This is a genomic window from Sphingomonas sp. CCH5-D11 (assembly GCF_001557395.1).
GTDB lineage: Bacteria > Pseudomonadota > Alphaproteobacteria > Sphingomonadales > Sphingomonadaceae > Sphingomonas.
The window spans coordinates 12,598-30,033 of record NZ_LSKH01000129.1 but is presented as its reverse complement, the minus strand read 5'-3'; the positions used below and the strand labels follow the sequence as shown (position 1 = coordinate 30,033).

Here is a 17,436-nt window from a genome sequence, read left to right as displayed (position 1 = left end):
CCGGCGGCGCGGTGCCGAGCCGGTCCGCCTCGCGGTCGAAAAAGGCGCGCTGCGCCGCGACGCCGAGATCCGCGGGCGTCACCGTCTCGCGCTTCGCGGCATAGGACGCCGCCATGCGTCCCGGATCGCGGATCAGAAAGGCATGAACCACGCCGGCGAGATCGTCTGGCGCGATCGGGCCGACCATGTGGTGGGGCATGTGCTTCTGGTACCAGACCGGCTTCCCCGCCGGCGCCGGGCCGGACAGGGTGGCGGCCACCGACTGCCAGTCGCAATCCATGCTGGCGATCACCGCCTCGCGCATCGGGTGATCGGCGCCGCTTTCGGCCAGGAAGCAGCCGTAGAAGGGCTCGTCGCTGACCGCACAATCGGCGCGGCTGGAAAAGCTGCGCATCATCGCCGTGGAGATGTTGCGCGGGCCGGACCACATGGCGATGCGCAGCGGCTGTTCGCCGCGGGATACCATGCGCAGCGGCTGGGAGCCGATCTCCGGCGTCATGCGAGTTCCCGGTCGACCGCCGCGCGATAGAGCGCCTGCAAGCGTTCGACCATCGGGCCACGCTCGGCGCCGATCACCCGGCCGTCGATCGTGCCGATCGGGGCAAGGCCAGCGAAGGTGCCGGTGGTGAACGCCTCGTCCGCGCCATAGACATCGGTCAGCGAGAAATTGCGCTCATACGTGGGAATGCCGGCCGCGCGCGCGGTCTCCACCACGATGCGGCGGGTGATGCCGTCGAGGCAATAGTCGCCGGTCGAGGTCCACACCTCGCCGCCCCGGACGATGAAGAAGTGCGTGGAATTGCACGTCGCGACGAAGCCATGCGGATCGAGCATCAGCGCCTCGTCCGCGCCCGCCTGCGCCGCCTGGATGCAGGCGGTGATGCAGTTGAGCTTGGAATGCGAGTTGAGCTTTGGGTCCTGCACGTCGGGATAGCCGCGACGGACATGGACGGTGGCGAGGTTCAGCATTCGCGTCGCCGTGCCGGTAGCGGGCGCCTTCCACTCCGGGATGATGACGATCGTCGCCGGCGAGATGACGACGCGCGGATCCTGATACGGGGTGGAGCGGATGCCCCGCGTGACCATCAGGCGGATGTGGACGCCGTCGCCCGTCATCTCATTGGCGTCGAGCACGCGGCGAAGGCGCGCGACCAGTTCCTCGCGGCTGATGCCGATGTCGAGCATGATCGCCTTGGCACCCTGCCACAGCCGGTCGAGGTGGCGATCAAGGAACGCCATGCGACCGTCATAGACGCGCAGCCCCTCCCACACGCCGTCGCCCAGCATGAAGCCGGAATCGAATACGGAGACCTTCGCCTCGGGACGACGGAAGAGTTCGCCGTTGACGTCGATCAGGACATTGTCGTTGCGCGGATCGGGGGTGAAGACGTGCGTGCCGGTCGCGTGTTCGGTCATGGTCGCTCCTTTGTCGATCATACGCCCTACCGCGTTCGTGCTGAGCTTGTCGAAGCACGTGCCGCAGGCGGAGCGGGCGCGCAGCACGCACTTCGACAAGGCTCAGTGCGAACGGTGGTGGAGGTGTGCCTGCCCTCCACCCCAGCGGCTCAGATATGCAGCGCCTTGCCGTACGCCCCCAGCACCGCCTCGTGCATCGTCTCGCTGATCGTGGGGTGCGGGAACACCGTTTCCATCAGCTCCGCCTCGGTCGTCTCCATCGTCTTGCCAATGGTGTAGCCCTGGATCATCTCGGTCACTTCAGCGCCAATCATGTGCGCGCCGAGCAGCTCGCCCGTGTTAGCGTCGAACACCGTCTTCACGAAGCCTTCCGGCTCGCCCAGCGCGATCGCCTTGCCATTGCCTATGAACGGGAAGTTGCCGACCTTCACCTCATAGCCAACTTCCTTCGCCTTCGCCTCGGTCAGGCCGACGCTGGCGATCTGCGGGCGGCAATAGGTGCAGCCCGGAATGTTGCGCGGGTCCATGGCATGCGGGTGGCCGCCGGCGATCGCCTCGGCGGCGATGACGCCCTCGTGGCTCGCCTTGTGCGCCAGCCACGGCGGCGCGGTGATATCGCCGATCGCCCAGACGCCCGCAACATTGGTGCGGCACATCGGATCGGTCTTGAGGAAGCCGCGATCGTCCACCTCGACGCCCAGCTCCTTCAGCCCGATGTCGGCCGTATTCGGCACGATGCCGACCGCGACGATGACATGGCTGAACTCGACCGAGCTTTCCTTGCCCGACTTGTCCTTGAGCTTCGCGACGACACCCTTGTCGCTGACGTCCAGACCATTGACGCCTGCCGAGGTCATGATCGTCATGCCCTGCTTCTTCAGCGCCTTCTCGAGATGCGCCGAGACATCCGCGTCCTCAACGGGGACCAGCCGGTCGAGCATTTCGACCACCGTCACGTCGGCGCCCATGTCGTTGTAGAAGCTCGCGAACTCGATCCCGATCGCGCCCGATCCGATGACCAGCAGCTTTTTGGGCATTTCCGGCGGGGTCATCGCATGGCGATAGGTCCAGATACGCTTGCCGTCAGCCTTGGCGAACGGCAGGTCGCGGGCGCGCGCGCCGGTCGCGACGATGACGTTCTTGTAGCCGATCTCGGTCGCCTTGCCGTCCTTGTCGGTGACGGTCAGCTTGTTCTTGCCCGTCAGCTTGCCGGTACCCATGTGCACGGCAACCTTGTTCTTCTTCATCAGGTGCGTCACGCCCTGATTGAGCTGCTTGGCGACGCCGCGCGAGCGCTTCACCACAGCTTCAAGGTCAGCCGTAATCCCCTGCGCGGCGAGGCCATAATCCTTGGCATGGCTCATCAGGTGGAACACCTCGGCCGAGCGCAGCAGCGCCTTGGTCGGGATGCAGCCCCAGTTGAGGCAGATGCCGCCGAGCAGCTCGCGCTCAACGATCGCCACCTTCAGCCCGAGCTGCGAGGCGCGAATCGCCGCGACATAGCCGCCCGGTCCGGAGCCCAGGACGACGAGATCGTAAGTGTCTGCCACGTATCAGTTCCTTGGTTGGCGCGCCGCCCTGATCAGCGCGGGCACGCTCATTGCCAGCATCGCCAGCATCGTCAGCAGGCAGACCGGCTCCAGTGAGCCGGCGCCCTGCGGATAGGACCAGATGGCCGCGCGGAAGAGCGCAAGCGTCAGCAGCAGGCCGGCGGCCAGGTGCAAAAGCTCGGCGGCAACCGCGCGGTTCATCTCAAGCCAGCATGCCGAGCGGGTTTTCGCACAGCGCCTTGAACGCCTGCATCAGCTCCGCGCCGTCCGCGCCGTCGATCGCGCGGTGGTCGAAGCTGCCGGTGGCGCTCATCACCGTCGCGATGCCGAGCGCATCGTCGATGACATAAGGGCGCTTCTCGCCCGCGCCGACCGCCAGGATCATGCCCTGCGGCGGATTGATCACCGCCTCAAACTGCTTGATTCCGAACATGCCCATGTTGCTGATCGAGGCGGTGCCGCCGGTGAATTCCTCCGGCTTCAGCTTCTTGTCGCGGGCGCGGGCGGCAAGATCCTTCATCCGCGTCGAGATGGACGAGAGCGAAGCGGTGTCCGCTTCGGTGATCACCGGCGTGATGAGGCCTTCGGGCGTCGACACCGCGACCGAGATGTCGGCACGCTTGAACGTCACCAGCTCGTTCGGCGTGTACATGACGTTGCACTTGGGCACCTGCACCAATGCGACCGCGAGCGCCTTGATCATCAGGTCGTTGACCGACAGCTTCACGCCGCGCGCACCCAGGCTGTCGTTCAGCTCGGCACGCAGCTTCAGCAGCTTGTCGAGGCGCACGTCCACGGTGAGGTAGATGTGCGGCACCTGCTGCTTCGACTCGGTCAGGCGGCGCGCAATCGTCTTGCGCATGTTGCTGAGCTTGGTCGTCTCGTGCGGGATGTCGGGGATCTGCGCCGGCGCCGGGGCGGGCGCGGCGGCCGGAGCGGCAGCGCTCGGCGCCGCCTGTTGCTGCTGAGCGGCGGGCGCGGCCTTGCCCGGCTCGGCGCTTTCCACGTCAGCCTTGACGATGCGGCCGTTCGGGCCGGAGCCGGTGAGAGCCGACAGCTCCACGCCCTTCTCGGCGGCGATGCGGCGCGCGAGCGGGCTGGCCTTTACGCGCTCCCCATCGCCGCGCGGGGTCTGCTGCTGCTGCGGCGCGGGCTGCGGCTTGGTCTCGGGATTGTCCTGCGACACCGGCTCGCCCGTCTCGCGATCGACCGGCGCGTCGACCTGCTCCTTTCGGGGTTCGGGCTTGGATTCGGGCTTGGCTTGGGACTTCGCTTCTTCCTTCGGCGCGTCCTGCTTCTTCGCCGGGGCACTTTCCTCACCCTCGCCGTCAAGCAGCATGATGACGGTGCCGACCTTCACGCCGTCCGTACCCTCGGCGACGACGAGCCTGGCGACCACGCCCTCGTCCACAGCCTCGAACTCCATCGTGGCCTTGTCCGTCTCGATCTCGGCCATCAGGTCACCCGCCTTGACGGTATCGCCCTCCTTCACGAGCCATTTCGCCAGCGTCCCCTCCTCCATGGTCGGAGAAAGAGCAGGCATCTTGATTTCGATCGACATGAGGGTCCTCAGCGGTTCCTGGGGGAGCGCCCGTCTCTTGCGCCGAGGCCTTGCGCGGTCAACCCCGCAGGAAGATAAGCATGGCCTTACTTGGGGGCAATCGACGACGCATGCGTATCTATCTGACCGTGATCGATGACGCGCCGGAGGCGGAGATCGCGTTGCGGTTTGCCGCGCGCCGGGCGGTGAAGACCGGCGGCGGCGTCGAGATCCTGGCGCTGGTGGAGCAGCAGGAATTCATCGCCTTTGGCGGCGTGCAGGCGACGATCGAGGAAGAAGCGCGGCGGCGCGCGGAAGGGCTGGTGGCGAAAGCGGCGGGCACGCTGATCGAGGAATCGGGGCTGCGCCCGTCGATCACCGTGCGGCAGGGCGACGGGCCGAAGATCATCCGGGAACTGATCGCCGGCAACCCGGACGTGGCGGCGCTTGTGCTCGGCGCATCGGGAGACGGACCGCCGGGGCCGCTGGTGACGCATTTCGCCGGTCAGGCGGGAACGCTGCCGATCCCGCTGATGATCATTCCGGGCAACCTTGATCGAGAGGCGATCGACCGGCTGAGCTAGGCGCGCGTCCCGCCCCGGCGCCGCGCAGCGCCGGGTGCGTGCGGTCAAGCGATCCGAGCGGCGAGCAGCGCGGCGATCGCCTCCCCGCCCGCGGCATCCTCCGCGTCGAACCGCGACGGCGTCGGGCTGTCGAGATCAAGCACGCCGATGAGGCGGCCATCGTGCACGATCGGCACCACCAGTTCGGACGCGCTCTCAGCGTCGCAGGCGATGTGCCCGGGAAACGCATGGACGTCCGCCACCAGCTGCGTCTCGCGCGTGGCGGCAGCGGCACCACACACGCCTGCGCCCACCGCGATCCTGATGCACGCCGGCTTGCCCTGGAACGGCCCGAGGACCAGTTCGCCCCCGACCATGCGGTAGAAGCCAGCCCAGTTCAGGTCGGGCAGATATTGCCAGATCAGCGCCGCCGCATTGGCCATGTTCGCCACGGGATCGGGCTCGTCCGCGGTCAGAGCATCGAGCGCGGACAGGATGTCGCGGTAAAGTTCGGCCTTCTCGCCGGCCTTGATATCGAACTGGTACATGCCGGGCGATGTAGTCCCGCTGCGGTGCGGAAGCGAGCGCATCCTTCATGGGGCGATTACCTTTGCTGTGCTACGCCGCCGATGCATGCATCAGAAAGTCGCGCTCACCCCCGACCGTCACGCCGATCCGCGGCCTCCTTCCGCCGTATCGCATGGCGTGGGGGTTGCCGGGCTGGCAGGGCTGATCGCCTGGGTTCTGTTCGCACGCGTCTATGGCCTGGACGGGCCCTATGCCGCGCTCGTCAACCTGCTGGCGTGCGGCATACCGATGGTGTTGTGGTCGTTGCTGGTGGACAAGGTGCATCGCCGCCCATCCACCGGGATCGACTGGGCAAAGGTGCGCCCCTGGCGTGAGACGATCGACGTCAGCCTGGTGAAGCTGGTCGGGCTATGGGCCACCTGGGCGGCGATCGCGCTGATCTATGGAACGGGGCGCTTTTACTGGGAGGGCAATTTCCGCTTCGCCATGTGGTGCTTCGGCACCGCCGCGCCTTTCCTGTTCCTGCTCTCCATCCCGTATGTGATCTGGCTCGACCGCCGGCTGGTGGAGCCGCGCGACGGCGCCTGGGCGTTCGGCGCCTGGCTGACGCATACCAGCGGCACCGAGCCGGAGGCGATATATGCTCACCTGCGCGCCTGGGGGGTGAAGGCGTTCTTCCTTGCGTTCATGCTGGCGATCGTGCCGCCCGGCTTTGGCGAGTTCATCCGGACGCCCACTTTCGGCCTGCTGGCGGATCCGGTGCGGCTCGCCAATTGGCTGATCACCTTCATGTTCGTGATCGACGTGGCCTTTGCGACGGTCGGCTATGTGCTGACGATGCGGCCGCTCGACGCGCATATCCGCAGCGCCAATCCCTATGCGGCCGGCTGGGCCGCTGCGCTGATCTGCTACCCGCCGTTCATCCTGATGGATCAGGGCGGCCCGCTCGATTACCACCCCGGCACCGCGGACTGGAGCCAATGGCTTCAGGGACATCCGCTGTTGCTGGCGATCGTCGGTGCGGTGCTGGTGCTGCTGACGGCGATCTACGCCTGGGCGACGGTTTCGTTCGGCCTGCGCTTTTCGAACCTGACGCATCGCGGGATCCTCACCCACGGGCCCTATGCCTGGTCCCGCCACCCCGCCTATCTCACCAAGAACCTGTTCTGGTGGCTCTCCACCCTTCCCCTGCTGACCACGGGATCGATGGTCGATGCCGCGCGCGCGACGCTGATCCTCGCGGCGGTCAGCGGCATCTATTACTGGCGCGCGCGAACGGAGGAGCGGCACCTATCGGCGGACCCGATCTATCGCGACTATAGCGCCTGGATGAGCCGCAACGCCCCGGTGCCGCGCTTCTTCCGCTGGGTCGGCGGCAGATGAACTTGCGCCCGTATCAGCTTCGTACCTGACCAGTGCCGCGACCGACCCATTTGTAGGTCGTCAGCCCCTCCAGCGCGACGGGCCCGCGCGCGTGCAGCCTGCCGGTGGCGATGCCGATCTCCGCGCCCAGGCCGAACTCCCCACCATCGGCAAACTGCGTCGATGCGTTCCACAGCACGATGGCGGAATCGACCTCCGCGAGAAAACGATCCGCGACCGCCGTGTCCGAAGCGACGATCGCGTCGGTATGGCCCGAGCTATGCCGCGCGATATGCGCCAGCGCGCCCTCGATCCCGTCGACGATTGCGACCGAACAGATGGCGTCGAGATATTCGGTGTCCCAATCCAGATCGTCCGCCGGCGTCACGTCCATGATCGCGCGCAGGCGATCATCGCCGCGCACCAGGCATCCCGCATCCGACAGCGATCGGACCAGCCCCGCCGGATCCGCGTAATCCGCATCGATCAGCAGCGTTTCCATCGCGCCGCACACGCCCGTGCGTCGCATCTTGGCATTGCGCACGATTTCCGCGGCCATGGCAGCGTCGGCGGAGGCATGGACGAAGACATGGTTGATGCCGTCGAGATGGGCGAGCACGGGCACCCGCGCCTCGGCCTGCACTCGCGCGACCAGCCCCTTGCCACCGCGAGGGATCACCAGATCGATTGCGCCCTGCGCCGCCAGCATCGCGCCAACGGCGGCGCGATCCGTGGTTCCCACCAGCTGCACCGCCTCCGTTGGCAGTCCGGCGGCGCTCAGGCCAGCGCAAAAGGCGCGGTGAATGGCCGCGTTGCTTTCGCTCGCCTCGCTGCCGCCGCGCAGGATCGCGGCATTTCCCGCCATGACGCAAAGCGCGGCGGCGTCCGCGGTCACATTGGGGCGGCTTTCAAAGATGATGCCGATGACGCCGATCGGCACGCGAACGCGGGTGAGCTCCAGCCCATTGGGACGTACCACGGTGTCGATGACCTGCCCGACCGGGTCGGGGAGCGTGGCGACGGTCGCGACACCGGCCGCCATGCCGGCGATCCGCTGCTCGTCGAGGCGCAGCCGATCGAGCATCGCACCCGATAGTCCTGCCGCTTCCGCCCGCGCCAGATCCGCCGCATTGGCCGCCAGTATATCTGCCTCGGCGGCACGGATCGCCTCCTCGGCGCGCAGCAGCGCGGTGCGCCGCTGATCGGTGGAAAGCCGGGCAAGCTGATGCGCCGCGCGCCGGGCGGCGGCCGCCATGCCAGCGATCATTGCCTGGGGATTTTGCGCGTCCAGCATGGCATGCTGCCTAGCACGGCCGTGCCTGATCACCGAAACAGCGATTCTCGCCGGTGCGAAAGCAGAACATGCAACATGTCTTTGAAGGAAATGCATGGCGGCGGAGCGCTGCGCCGATGCACGCGGCCGCCGCGGCACTATATCGGCGTGCATGAGCCGTTCGCTTGATCGCCGCACCCTGATTTTGAGCATGAGCGCGGGTGCCGCCACGCTGGTGCTCGGCGCCTGCGACCACTCGCCCGCCGAGGCAAAAGCCTTTCCGCTGCAACTCCGCGATGCGCAGTGGCGCGAGCGGCTGTCCCCGCAAGCCTATCAGGTCCTGCGGCATGAGGCGACCGAGCGGCCGTTCTCCAGCCCGCTCGACAAGGAAAAGAGGCGCGGCACCTTCGCCTGCGCAGGGTGCAGCCAGGCGCTGTTCTCGTCCGCCACCAAGTTCGACAGTGGAACCGGCTGGCCAAGCTTCTGGGCGCCGCTGAAGCAGGGCGTCGGCACCAGGCGGGACTTCAGCCTGGGGATCCCGCGAACGGAGGTGCATTGCGCGCGATGCGGGGGGCATCTGGGCCATGTCTTCGACGATGGTCCGCCGCCGACCGGCAAGCGTTACTGCATGAACGGAGTCGCGATGGCCTTTCGGCCGGCGTGACGTGCTATTGGTGAGGATGACACAGCAGACCGGTCGCGCCGTTATCGGCTGACCCGCCGCCCGGGCACCGCCTCCCGGCGGATCAGTTGCCGATCGTGATTGCGCCGCGCACCGGGGCGGCAGCGGCAGCGGCGATCGCCAGATTGGCGAGTCGGGTCTCGTTCGCCTCGTCATCCTGATCGGCGATGATGGCGGGTGCGACGCCATCGGCATGATCGCTGTAGATGAAGCCATTGGTCGGATAGCTGGAGGTGCCAAGCCCGCCCTGCGGCGCATACCACACCTTCACCAGGCTCCAGTCGCCCGCCTCGGACACGTCGATCGCGCGCACGTCCCGCTCGATGCCGCCGCGACGCGACCAATTGGCGTGGGTCAGCAGAACTTCGCGGTCGCTGACGATCTGGCTGACCATCGCGACATGCCCTACCCGCATGCGGCTCGTCGGGCGGAAGGAGAGCACCGCGCCGACCTTGGGCGCAGCGCCGCGTTCGTAGCGGCCGGCGGCCTGCCCCCACCAAGTGTTGGCGTTGCCGTGGATCTGAATGCCCGAGATCTCGCGAGCATAAGGAGCGCACTGCCAGAACTGTGCATTTGCTGCCGTCGCCGTCATCAGGCCGCACGACACAACAAGCGCGAAGCGCGCTCCGAAAGCCTTCAAGTTCACTGCGACCCCCCGGTCTACGGATGTTCGTCTCACTCCGGCTACGGGGGTGGTTCAGGAAAACCAATAGGCGCGGGAACCAATTCCGATGAACGGTGTTGCCGCGCCGACGAAGTGCCGGGCGCAGCAACTGAACGGGGCCTGACCGTCAGGGAACGGGATCAACCCGCTCCGAATCAAGCGCTTGCATGCGCAATGCTTCTAGCCGCGCGGTATGTTCGGCGCGGCCGAAGGGAAAGGCGCGATAGAGGGCGGCTGCCACCAGCGCCAGGCCGGTCGCCGCGACGATATAGATGACGGTCAGGCGATCGAGCACCTCCACCGGCACCTGCCCCGGCACGGCCTTGGCCGGGAAGTTGGCGGCCGCAAGGATCAGGCCGGTCACGAAGATGCCGACCCCGCTGGTGCATTTCTGGATAAAGAAGCCACCGGCGAAGAAGACGCCCTCGGAACGCCGGCCGGTTCGCTGCTCGGAATCCTCCACCACGTCCGCCATCATCGATGCACCCAGGATGTGCGCCGTCACGCTGGCCGCCGTGCCGAGCGCCAGCATGGTGAAGAGCAGCGGGAGCATGGCGGGGCTGCCAACTTCGGGAAACACGCCAGCGAGCCGCGCCCAATAAGGCGAGGTGCCGATGATGATGGCCAGCACGGCAGCGGTCGATGCCGCCTTGGGCTTGCTCGTCACCTGGCCGATCCGCGGCGCGAGAACAAAGGCCACCAGAACGCCGCCGAACAGGACCATGCTGAGCGGCACAAAGGTGGGCACCGTCAGCCCGGCGATCGTCACCGTCGTGAAGCGCCAGACATAGGTGTAGAGATAGTTGGAGATGGCATAGGTGATGCCCTGGTTCGTGTAAACGAACAGGCCGGCCGCCATCAGGATCAGGAACGCCTTGTTGCGGAGCGTCTGCCCGAGTTCGGCGAAATTCTGGCCGATCGTCTGCTTCTCGATCACGGGCGACGGCAGGTTCGGGATCTCACGATGCGTTCCCATGGCGGAGGTGAGGATCGCGACCCCCATGAAGAGCGCGCCGGCGATGGCGAAGCCCTTGTAGCCGTTCGGGTTGAGCAGACCGTTGGGATATTCCGGCGTCGGCGCCAGGAAGATCCAATAGGCCGCGATCAGCATCACCAGCCCGCCGGCCCAGCCGAACAGATAGCGATAGGCCATGATCCGCGTGCGCTCGTCATAATCCGAGCTGAGCTCGGCCGCCATGGCCTGGCTCGGCACCTCATAGGCGCTGACCGCGCTGCGCACCATCACGGCGATCACGAACAGCCAGCCAAGCGTCGCCGCCTGCGAGCTTTGCGGCGGGTTCCACAGCAGCACCCAGCCAAGCATGATCGGCAGCGCCGAGCCATAAAGCCACGGATGGCGCCGCCCCCAGGACGTTCGCGTGCGATCGGACAGGAAGCCGATCGTCGGATCAACGAACGCGTCGATGATCAGCGCGCACATGATGACGAAGCCGACCGTCGCAGCCGGCACGCCGATCACCTGATTGTAGAACAGCAGCAGGAACGTGCCGAAGCCGGAATCCTTCACGCCATAAGCGGCAGCGCCGAAGCCGTAGCTCGCCATGGTGCTGCCGCGCAGCCGTCGCCCGGCAGGCGCGCTGCGGACAGAGGCGGCGCTTGCGAGAGTAGCGCTCATTGCAGAGCCTCCAGTGCGGCGAACAATCCGGGCTGGTCCGGATCCCAACTCTGCCGCGTTCCAATGGTTATACCACCATCCACCACCAGATGCGTGCCGGTGACAAAGGCCGCGTCCTCGCTGAGCAGGAAGGATACCGCGGCGGCGATGTCCTCCGGCCGACCGGCGCGCTTCACCGGCTGGGCCCCCGCGGCGACCTGCGCGATCACCTGATTCGCGCGCTCCAGCTTGTCGGCCGGCACGTCCAGGTGGCGGGTGAAGATGTTGGTGGTGATGAAGCCCGGGATGACGGCGTTCACGCGGATGCCGTGCTTTGCCAGATCGGCGGCCGCCATCTTGGACAAGTGCAGCACCCCGGCCTTTGCCGTCGAATAGGCGGTCGGCGCATAGCCGGTGCCCAGTGCGGAAACGGAGGAGGTGTTGACGATCGCGCCGCCGCCGCGCTTCGCCATCAGCGGCGCGGCATAACGCATGCCGAGCGCCACGGAGCGGAGCAGCAATGATTGGGTCCGGTCCCAGTCCTCGGGCGCGATCTCGTCGATCTTCTCGGGCGCGCCGCCGGCACCGGCATTGTTGAACAGGACGTCCAGTTCGCCCGGCGCCTCCATCAGCGCGCGGATCTCCTCCGCCTGGGTCACATCGCAAAGCTGAAAGTGGATCTTGCCGTTGGAGGTGCTGGCAAGCTCCCTGCCGCCGGCCTCATCAATGTCGCCGATCCAGACCTCGGCACCCTCCTCTGCCAGCCGCAAAGCCGTTGCACGACCGATGCCCGAAGCGCCGCCGGTCACGACGGCACGCTTGCCCGAAAAGCGCATCCTCTCGTCCTGTCATTTCTGTTTTTCGGCAGCATAGTATGGCATCGCTCGCCGTCAATCATAACCTGTTCGAAAAAGCGGTAGGCCGCTTGTCCCGGGCGATCCGCGCCGCTAGCCGGCGGTCACACGAGACGATCGGATTAGGGAGGTTACGGATGAGCCTGAGCAGTCTTTTCAGCCTGGAGGGGCGCACCGCGCTCGTCACCGGCGGCAGCCGCGGCATCGGCAAGATGATCGCCAAGGCCTTTGTCGAGCAGGGCGCGACCGTTTACATCTCGTCCCGCAAGGCAGCCGCGTGCGACGAAACGGCGGCGGAACTTGGCCCCAAATGCATCCCCTTACCGCAGGACGTGGCCACGGTTGAGGGATGCCGCGCGCTCGCCGCCGCCCTGGCGGAGCGCGAGGATCACCTCGACATCCTGGTCAACAATGCCGGCGCGGCCTGGGGCGTGCCGTTCGAGGAGTTTCCGGAGAGCGGCTGGGACAAGGTGATGGACCTCAACGTCAAATCGCCCTTCTTCCTCACCCAGGCGCTGCATGGCCTTTTAAAGACCAACGCGAGCCACGATGCGCCCTCCAAGGTGATCAACATCACCTCCATTGACGGCATGCGGCTGAATCCGTGGGACACCTACAGCTACCATGCGTCCAAGGCGGCGCTGATCTATCTGACCAAGCGGATGGCGGCCCGGCTTATCAAGGACGGCATCATCGTCACCAGCCTGGCCCCCGGTGCCTTCGCCAGCGAGATGAACCGCGCCGCGCGCGATCATGGTGACGAGGTCGCCAAGGGCATCCCGATGCGCCGGATCGGCAATTTCGAGGACATGGCGGGCGCCGCGATCTTCCTTGCCAGCCGGGCCAGCGACTATGTCGTCGGCGACACCTTGGTGGTGGACGGCGGCCTGGTCAATGCCGCGCTGGGAACCAGCCTGGAGGCCTGATCCGCCTCAAGCGTGAACGTCGTGAAGCAGGTGCCTGGCGGGTGACCAGGCCCCTGCTTCTTCTCTGCCGAACGGCGCGGTGCGGCGCACACCTTCAGCCCCGCGCCCGGCAGCGGCGTCTGCTTACCAGAAGATGTCGTGGATCACGTCCACCACTTCGCCCGAATAGACATCCACCAGCAGCGCATCATTGTAATAGCGCACCCAGCGGAACGCCCCGTCCGTGTCGGGCAGGCGATAGGCATAAGGATCGTTGATCCAGTAGCTCTGCGCGAACAGCACCGACGAGAGGACCGCACCTACCGCAAACCTGCGATAGCCCTGGTTCCAGCCGTAGGGCGCGTAATAGCGCGGCAGGCGGAACGCATTGCGGTTCGTCGCCCGCCAGCGGCCCCAATCGTAGCGCGAGTCGCGGCGCCAGTCTCGATTCCAGCCCCCACGATCCCAGTTGCCGCGATCCCAGCTGCCCCGATCCCGATCGCCCCGGTCCCAGTTGCCCCGATCCCATCCGCCGCGATCATTCCGATCATAGCCCGGTCGCCGATCGTTCCAGTCGCTCCGGCGATCATCCCAGCGCGCATGGTCGTTCCAGTCGGCACTGCTGCGCGACCAGCTACGTTGCACTTCGTTGCGACGGTCGCGCTGCAGCTCTCGCCGGTCCTGCGTGCGGTCGCGGCGGAATGCCTGGGTGTCGCGTGCCCGGTCGGCACGGAACGCATCGCGCGTCACCGCTCCGGAGGAAAGCGCCTGGCGATCGCGCTGCCGCTCGGCCGTGAAGTCACGACGCTGTTCCCGGCGTTCCTGGCGGAAGTCCCGACCCGCATCGGTGCGCGGCGTCTCGCGCCGTTGCACCCGGTCGCTGCGCACATTGGATCGCTGCCGAGCCTGTTCTGCGCCGGCCTGCGCCTGACGCTCCGGGCCGCGCGCGCGCTGGCCGCCGCGCTGCCAGTCCCCGCCGGGCTGGCCCTGCCGCTGCTGCGCGCCGCTGCTCCATTGCCGGCCACCGCCGCCACGCTCCTGCGCCACGGTGACGCCAGGCACCAGCGCCGCTGCCGCCATCAACGCCGCCACCAATCTCCTGCCCATCTGCTGCAAACTCCACCGCCGACGCACAAGCCGGCCCCGATGATGCAGCCTTTTTGCACGCACATGGGCGAATGATGCCTGAATGTGACTGTCAGCGTTGCGAAAGGAATGACGGGCACAGCGGGGCGTGTTCCGCTCCGCTAGCGTCGCCATCCCCTGGCGGGGCGCTGGCGTCAGGCGACGCCGGCTAGTCCCTTGGCCTTGGCATAATCCGCCTTGCCGTTCGGCGCCCGGAGCGATTCGCCGGTGGCGACGATCAGCTTGGGCAGTTTGTATCCGGCCAGCTTCGTGCGCAGCACGTCGCGCGTCACGCCCTCGTCGAAGCCGCGCACGGACTGCACCACCGCTGCCACCGCCTGACCCCATTTCGGATCGGGCATGCCGAACACCAGCGCGTCATCCACCTGCGGGCACAGCTTCAGCGCTTCCTCGACCTCCTCCGGGAAAATCTTCTCGCCCGCGGAGTTGATGCACGCCGAACCGCGGCCGAGCAGGATGACCGAGCCATCCTCCGCCACCTGCGCGAAATCGCCGGATACGGTATAGCGCGCGCCATCGATCACGCGAAAAGTCCGCGCACTCTTTTCCGGATCCTTGTGATATTCGACCGGAATGGGCGGACCGAGCACCACCTTGCCCGTGACTCCCGAGCCGGGCACCACATCCTTGTCATCATCGTCCAGCACGCGGCAGCGCGGGCCGACGACGAACTTCGCGGTTTCCACCGTGCCGTCCTTGGTGGTCAGCGACACGCCCATGCCGATCGCTTCGGAGGAGCTGAAATTATCCTGGCAGGTCGCCTCCGGCATATGCCGGATCAGCCCGTCCTTGACGCCCTGCGTCCACATCACGCCCGATGAGTTGATCAGCCGCATGGACGAAACGTCCCAGCGGTTCGGCTCGGCATCGAGCGCCTCCAGGATCGGCCGGGCAAAGGCATCGCCGACCACGACGAGCCGATTGGCCTGCCACCGGTCGATCGCGTCCAGCGCCTCCTCCGGGTGGAAGCTGCGGCTCGGCAGGGTCGCGACGAAGCCGCCCCCCAAAAGCGAGCCATAGGAGGTCAGCAGCCCCGTGCCGTGCATCAGCGGCGGGCCGCAGACGGTGCGCGGATAATCGGGATTTGCCGCGGCAAGCGCCGCCGCCTCTTCCACGGTCGTCGGCACCGGCAGGCCGGCAGCCTCGGCCGCGCCAAGAGCAATGGCGTTCAAATCGGCATGGCTCCACACCACGCCCTTGGGCATGCCCGTGGTGCCGCCGGTATAGATGAAGAACCGGTCCTGCGGGTCCCGCGCCAACCCGAGCGGTGCACCGTCGCCCTGCACCAGATCCTCGAACGCTTCGGCAAAGGCGGGCGCTGTCCCGTCGCCGCCGATTTCCACGTAGCTGCGCACCAGCGGCGAGCGGTCGACCACCTCCTCGACACAGTCGCGCAGGCGGGCATCATAGACCAGCACCGTCGCATCGCTGTCCGCGAGGATATAGGCCAGCTCATCGGCGACATAGCGGTAGTTGACGTTCACATGCGTGCCGCGCGCCTTCCAGCACGCCATCAGCGCAACGAGGTAATCCGCCGAATTATAGGCATAGAAGGCGAAGCGATCGCCGGGCTTCAGCCCGCGTTCCACCAGTGCCCGGGCAAGGTTGTTGGACTGCGCCCGCAGCGTCGCCCAGTCCACCACCTGATCGCCATGCGCCAGCGCCGGCCGGTCGCCGGGGATCACGGCCTCCACAGCCTCGATCATGTCCCCGAAGTTGAAGCTCATGCCGCCTGCTCCGTCGGCGGCACCGCCTCGGCCGGCTTGGTCTTGCCCCAATATTCGTCGCGCAGCAGCCGCTTGTAGAGCTTGCCGGTGTCGTGGCGCGGCAGCTCGGCGCGAAAATCCCAACGGCGCGGGCATTTGACATGGCTGAGGTTCGCGCGGGCATAGTCCGCCAGCTCGCTCGCCAGCGCCTCCTGGTCGGCCGCGGGATCCTTGGGCTGGATCACCGCCACAACCTGCTCGCCCATTTCCTCGTGCGGCGCCCCGATCACCGCGACATCGGCGACCTTGGGATGGGTGATCAGCAGGTTCTCGATCTCGGCCGGGTAGATGTTCACCCCGCCCGAGATGATCATGAAGCTCTTGCGATCGGTGAGGTAGAGATACCCTTCCTCATCCATCCAGCCCACATCGCCCAGCGTCGTCCAGCCCCGCGCGTTGGTGCTGTCCTTCGTCTTCTCGGGGTCGTTGTGATAGCTGAACGGCGCCGCGCCGGTGGGGTTCAGATCCGTGACCGGCGCCTCGAAATAGATCGTGCCCTCCGTGCGCGGCGGCACCTCGTTACCATCCTCGTCGCAGATATGGGTGATGGTGGTCAGGTTGCGGCCGACCGAGCCCTTGTGCGTCAACCATTCGGGCGAGAGGATGTTGTGGAAGCCGTTTCCTTCCGTCCCGGCATAATATTCGCCGATGATCGGGCCCCACCATTCGATCATCGCCTCCTTCACCGGAATCGGGCACGGCGCGGCGGCGTGCCACACCGCCTGAAGCGACGAAACGTCATATTTCGCACGCACTTCCTCCGGCAACTTCAGCATGCGGATGAAGTGGGTGGGCACCCATTGCGCGTGCGTGACCCTGAACTTCTCGATCGCCTCCAGCGCCTTTTCGGCGTCGTAGCGCTCCATCACGATCACCGTGCCGCCAAGCTGCTGCACCGCCATCGACCAGCGCAGCGGCGCGGCGTGGTAAAGCGGCGCCGGCGACAGATAGACCATGTCACTGGTGAAGCCGTAGAGCGCGCTGCCGATCCCGGCGAGCGGCGAGATGTTCTCGCCATAAGGCTCCTCCGGCAGGGCGAAGCGCACGCCCTTCGGCTTGCCCGTCGTGCCGGAAGAATAGAGCATGATCTGGCCCGGAGACGGGTCGGCGATCGGCGTGGTCGGCTGCGCGGCGCACGCTTCCTCCCAGCTCTGATACCCTTCCGCCGTGCCATCCACCATGTAGCGGTCGAGATCGCCCACGACCGGCAGCAGCGCCTCGGCGCAGGCGGCCGTGCCCTTTGACGCGATGAACACGCGGCAGTCGCCGTCGCGGATGATATATTCCGCTTCCGCCGCCATCAGCTTGGATGAAATGCAGGTGAGATAGACGCCGGCGCGCTCGGCCGCCCAGGCAACCTCGAAATAGCGCGGCGAGTTATCCATCATCATGGCCATCGCGTCGCCGCGCTTCAGGCCCAGCGATCGGATCAGATGCGCACCCTGGTTCGCGCGCGCATCGAGCTGTGCGAACGAGACCGTCTCCCCCGTTCCGGCCATGATGAAGGCGGGTTTGTCGGGCGTGGCGGCGGCGTGCTTGTACGGGTGCGTCATCATTCTCTCCGCCGCGGCG

16 protein-coding genes and 1 pseudogene are annotated in these 17,436 nt (G+C 66.7%); 4 read left to right on the top strand and 13 right to left on the bottom strand.

The features are described from left to right. From AX702_RS08540 to AX702_RS08520, 5 genes and pseudogenes are all read right to left on the bottom strand, one after another. Nucleotides 1–499: pseudogene (locus tag AX702_RS08540) on the bottom strand (hypothetical protein); the annotation flags it as partial. Next, the gene (locus tag AX702_RS08535) at nt 496–1,416 is read right to left on the bottom strand and encodes an aminotransferase class IV (RefSeq protein WP_066778502.1); all 921 of its coding nucleotides are present in this window, start codon (nt 1,414–1,416) and stop codon (nt 496–498) included. The gene AX702_RS08535 and the pseudogene AX702_RS08540, both read right to left, overlap by 4 nt. Before the next feature lie 149 nt (nt 1,417–1,565). Beyond that, nucleotides 1,566–2,966, bottom strand: coding sequence for a dihydrolipoyl dehydrogenase (gene lpdA, locus AX702_RS08530; RefSeq protein WP_066778491.1), 1,401 nt, complete (start codon nt 2,964–2,966; stop codon nt 1,566–1,568). Between the two features lie 3 nt (nt 2,967–2,969). Next, nucleotides 2,970–3,167 carry a hypothetical protein gene (locus AX702_RS08525; RefSeq protein ID WP_066778489.1) on the bottom strand — a complete coding sequence of 66 codons (198 nt, stop codon included), beginning with the start codon at nt 3,165–3,167 and terminating at the stop codon, nt 2,970–2,972. A 1-nt stretch (nt 3,168) separates the two neighbouring features. Next, the gene (locus AX702_RS08520; protein WP_066778488.1) at nt 3,169–4,527 is read right to left on the bottom strand and encodes a pyruvate dehydrogenase complex dihydrolipoamide acetyltransferase; all 1,359 of its coding nucleotides are present in this window, start codon (nt 4,525–4,527) and stop codon (nt 3,169–3,171) included. A 110-nt stretch (nt 4,528–4,637) separates the two neighbouring features. Here AX702_RS08520 and AX702_RS08515 point away from each other — a divergent pair, with 110 nt between their 5' ends. After that, complete coding sequence (locus AX702_RS08515; protein ID WP_066778486.1) at nt 4,638–5,090, top strand: universal stress protein; 453 nt, start codon at nt 4,638–4,640, stop codon at nt 5,088–5,090. A gap of 44 nt (nt 5,091–5,134) precedes the next feature. On the opposite strand, the gene AX702_RS08510 is transcribed toward AX702_RS08515, so the two are convergent. Continuing rightward, nucleotides 5,135–5,617, bottom strand: coding sequence for a GAF domain-containing protein (locus AX702_RS08510; RefSeq protein WP_066778484.1), 483 nt, complete (start codon nt 5,615–5,617; stop codon nt 5,135–5,137). An 85-nt stretch (nt 5,618–5,702) separates the two neighbouring features. Between AX702_RS08510 and AX702_RS08505 the strand changes: the two genes are divergently transcribed. Continuing rightward, on the top strand, nt 5,703–6,980 hold the full coding sequence (locus AX702_RS08505) for a methyltransferase family protein (protein ID WP_066778483.1): 1,278 nt from the start codon (nt 5,703–5,705) through the stop codon (nt 6,978–6,980). Between the two features lie 13 nt (nt 6,981–6,993). On the opposite strand, the gene AX702_RS08500 is transcribed toward AX702_RS08505, so the two are convergent. Next, nucleotides 6,994–8,253: a glutamate-5-semialdehyde dehydrogenase gene (locus AX702_RS08500; RefSeq protein ID WP_066778479.1), complete on the bottom strand. Its 1,260-nt coding sequence runs from the start codon at nt 8,251–8,253 to the stop codon at nt 6,994–6,996. A gap of 190 nt (nt 8,254–8,443) precedes the next feature. On the opposite strand from AX702_RS08500, the gene msrB reads away from it, so the two are divergent. Continuing rightward, nucleotides 8,444–8,896 carry a peptide-methionine (R)-S-oxide reductase MsrB gene (gene msrB, locus AX702_RS08495; protein ID WP_066778501.1) on the top strand — a complete coding sequence of 151 codons (453 nt, stop codon included), beginning with the start codon at nt 8,444–8,446 and terminating at the stop codon, nt 8,894–8,896. 82 nt (nt 8,897–8,978) lie between these two features. On the opposite strand, the gene AX702_RS08490 is transcribed toward msrB, so the two are convergent. From AX702_RS08490 to AX702_RS08480, 3 genes are all read right to left on the bottom strand, one after another. Beyond that, nucleotides 8,979–9,506, bottom strand: a complete 528-nt coding sequence (locus AX702_RS08490) for a CHAP domain-containing protein (protein WP_177179035.1) — start codon at nt 9,504–9,506, stop codon at nt 8,979–8,981. Between the two features lie 199 nt (nt 9,507–9,705). Further along, nucleotides 9,706–11,214: an MFS transporter gene (locus AX702_RS08485; RefSeq protein ID WP_331710388.1), complete on the bottom strand. Its 1,509-nt coding sequence runs from the start codon at nt 11,212–11,214 to the stop codon at nt 9,706–9,708. Then, on the bottom strand, nt 11,211–12,029 hold the full coding sequence (locus AX702_RS08480; RefSeq protein ID WP_066778476.1) for an SDR family NAD(P)-dependent oxidoreductase: 819 nt from the start codon (nt 12,027–12,029) through the stop codon (nt 11,211–11,213). Before AX702_RS08480 ends, AX702_RS08485 begins: the two co-directional genes overlap by 4 nt. A gap of 155 nt (nt 12,030–12,184) precedes the next feature. Here AX702_RS08480 and AX702_RS08475 point away from each other — a divergent pair, with 155 nt between their 5' ends. Then, nucleotides 12,185–12,973 (top strand): SDR family oxidoreductase, encoded by a 789-nt coding sequence (locus AX702_RS08475; protein ID WP_066778475.1) that lies wholly within the window; start codon nt 12,185–12,187, stop codon nt 12,971–12,973. A 123-nt stretch (nt 12,974–13,096) separates the two neighbouring features. Here the strand turns inward: AX702_RS08475 and AX702_RS08470 are convergent, their stop codons facing one another. The 3 genes from AX702_RS08470 to AX702_RS08460 form a co-directional block, all read right to left on the bottom strand. Next, entirely contained in the window at nt 13,097–14,059 is a 963-nt protein-coding gene (locus AX702_RS08470) for an RcnB family protein (protein ID WP_082746144.1), read from the bottom strand. Nucleotides 14,060–14,232: 173 nt separating this feature from the next. Next, on the bottom strand, nt 14,233–15,825 hold the full coding sequence (locus AX702_RS08465; RefSeq protein WP_066778499.1) for an AMP-binding protein: 1,593 nt from the start codon (nt 15,823–15,825) through the stop codon (nt 14,233–14,235). Further along, nucleotides 15,822–17,417 carry an acyl-CoA synthetase gene (locus tag AX702_RS08460; RefSeq protein ID WP_066778497.1) on the bottom strand — a complete coding sequence of 532 codons (1,596 nt, stop codon included), beginning with the start codon at nt 17,415–17,417 and terminating at the stop codon, nt 15,822–15,824. The genes AX702_RS08465 and AX702_RS08460 overlap by 4 nt, the downstream gene beginning before the upstream one ends. Nucleotides 17,418–17,436 lie beyond the last annotated feature (19 nt).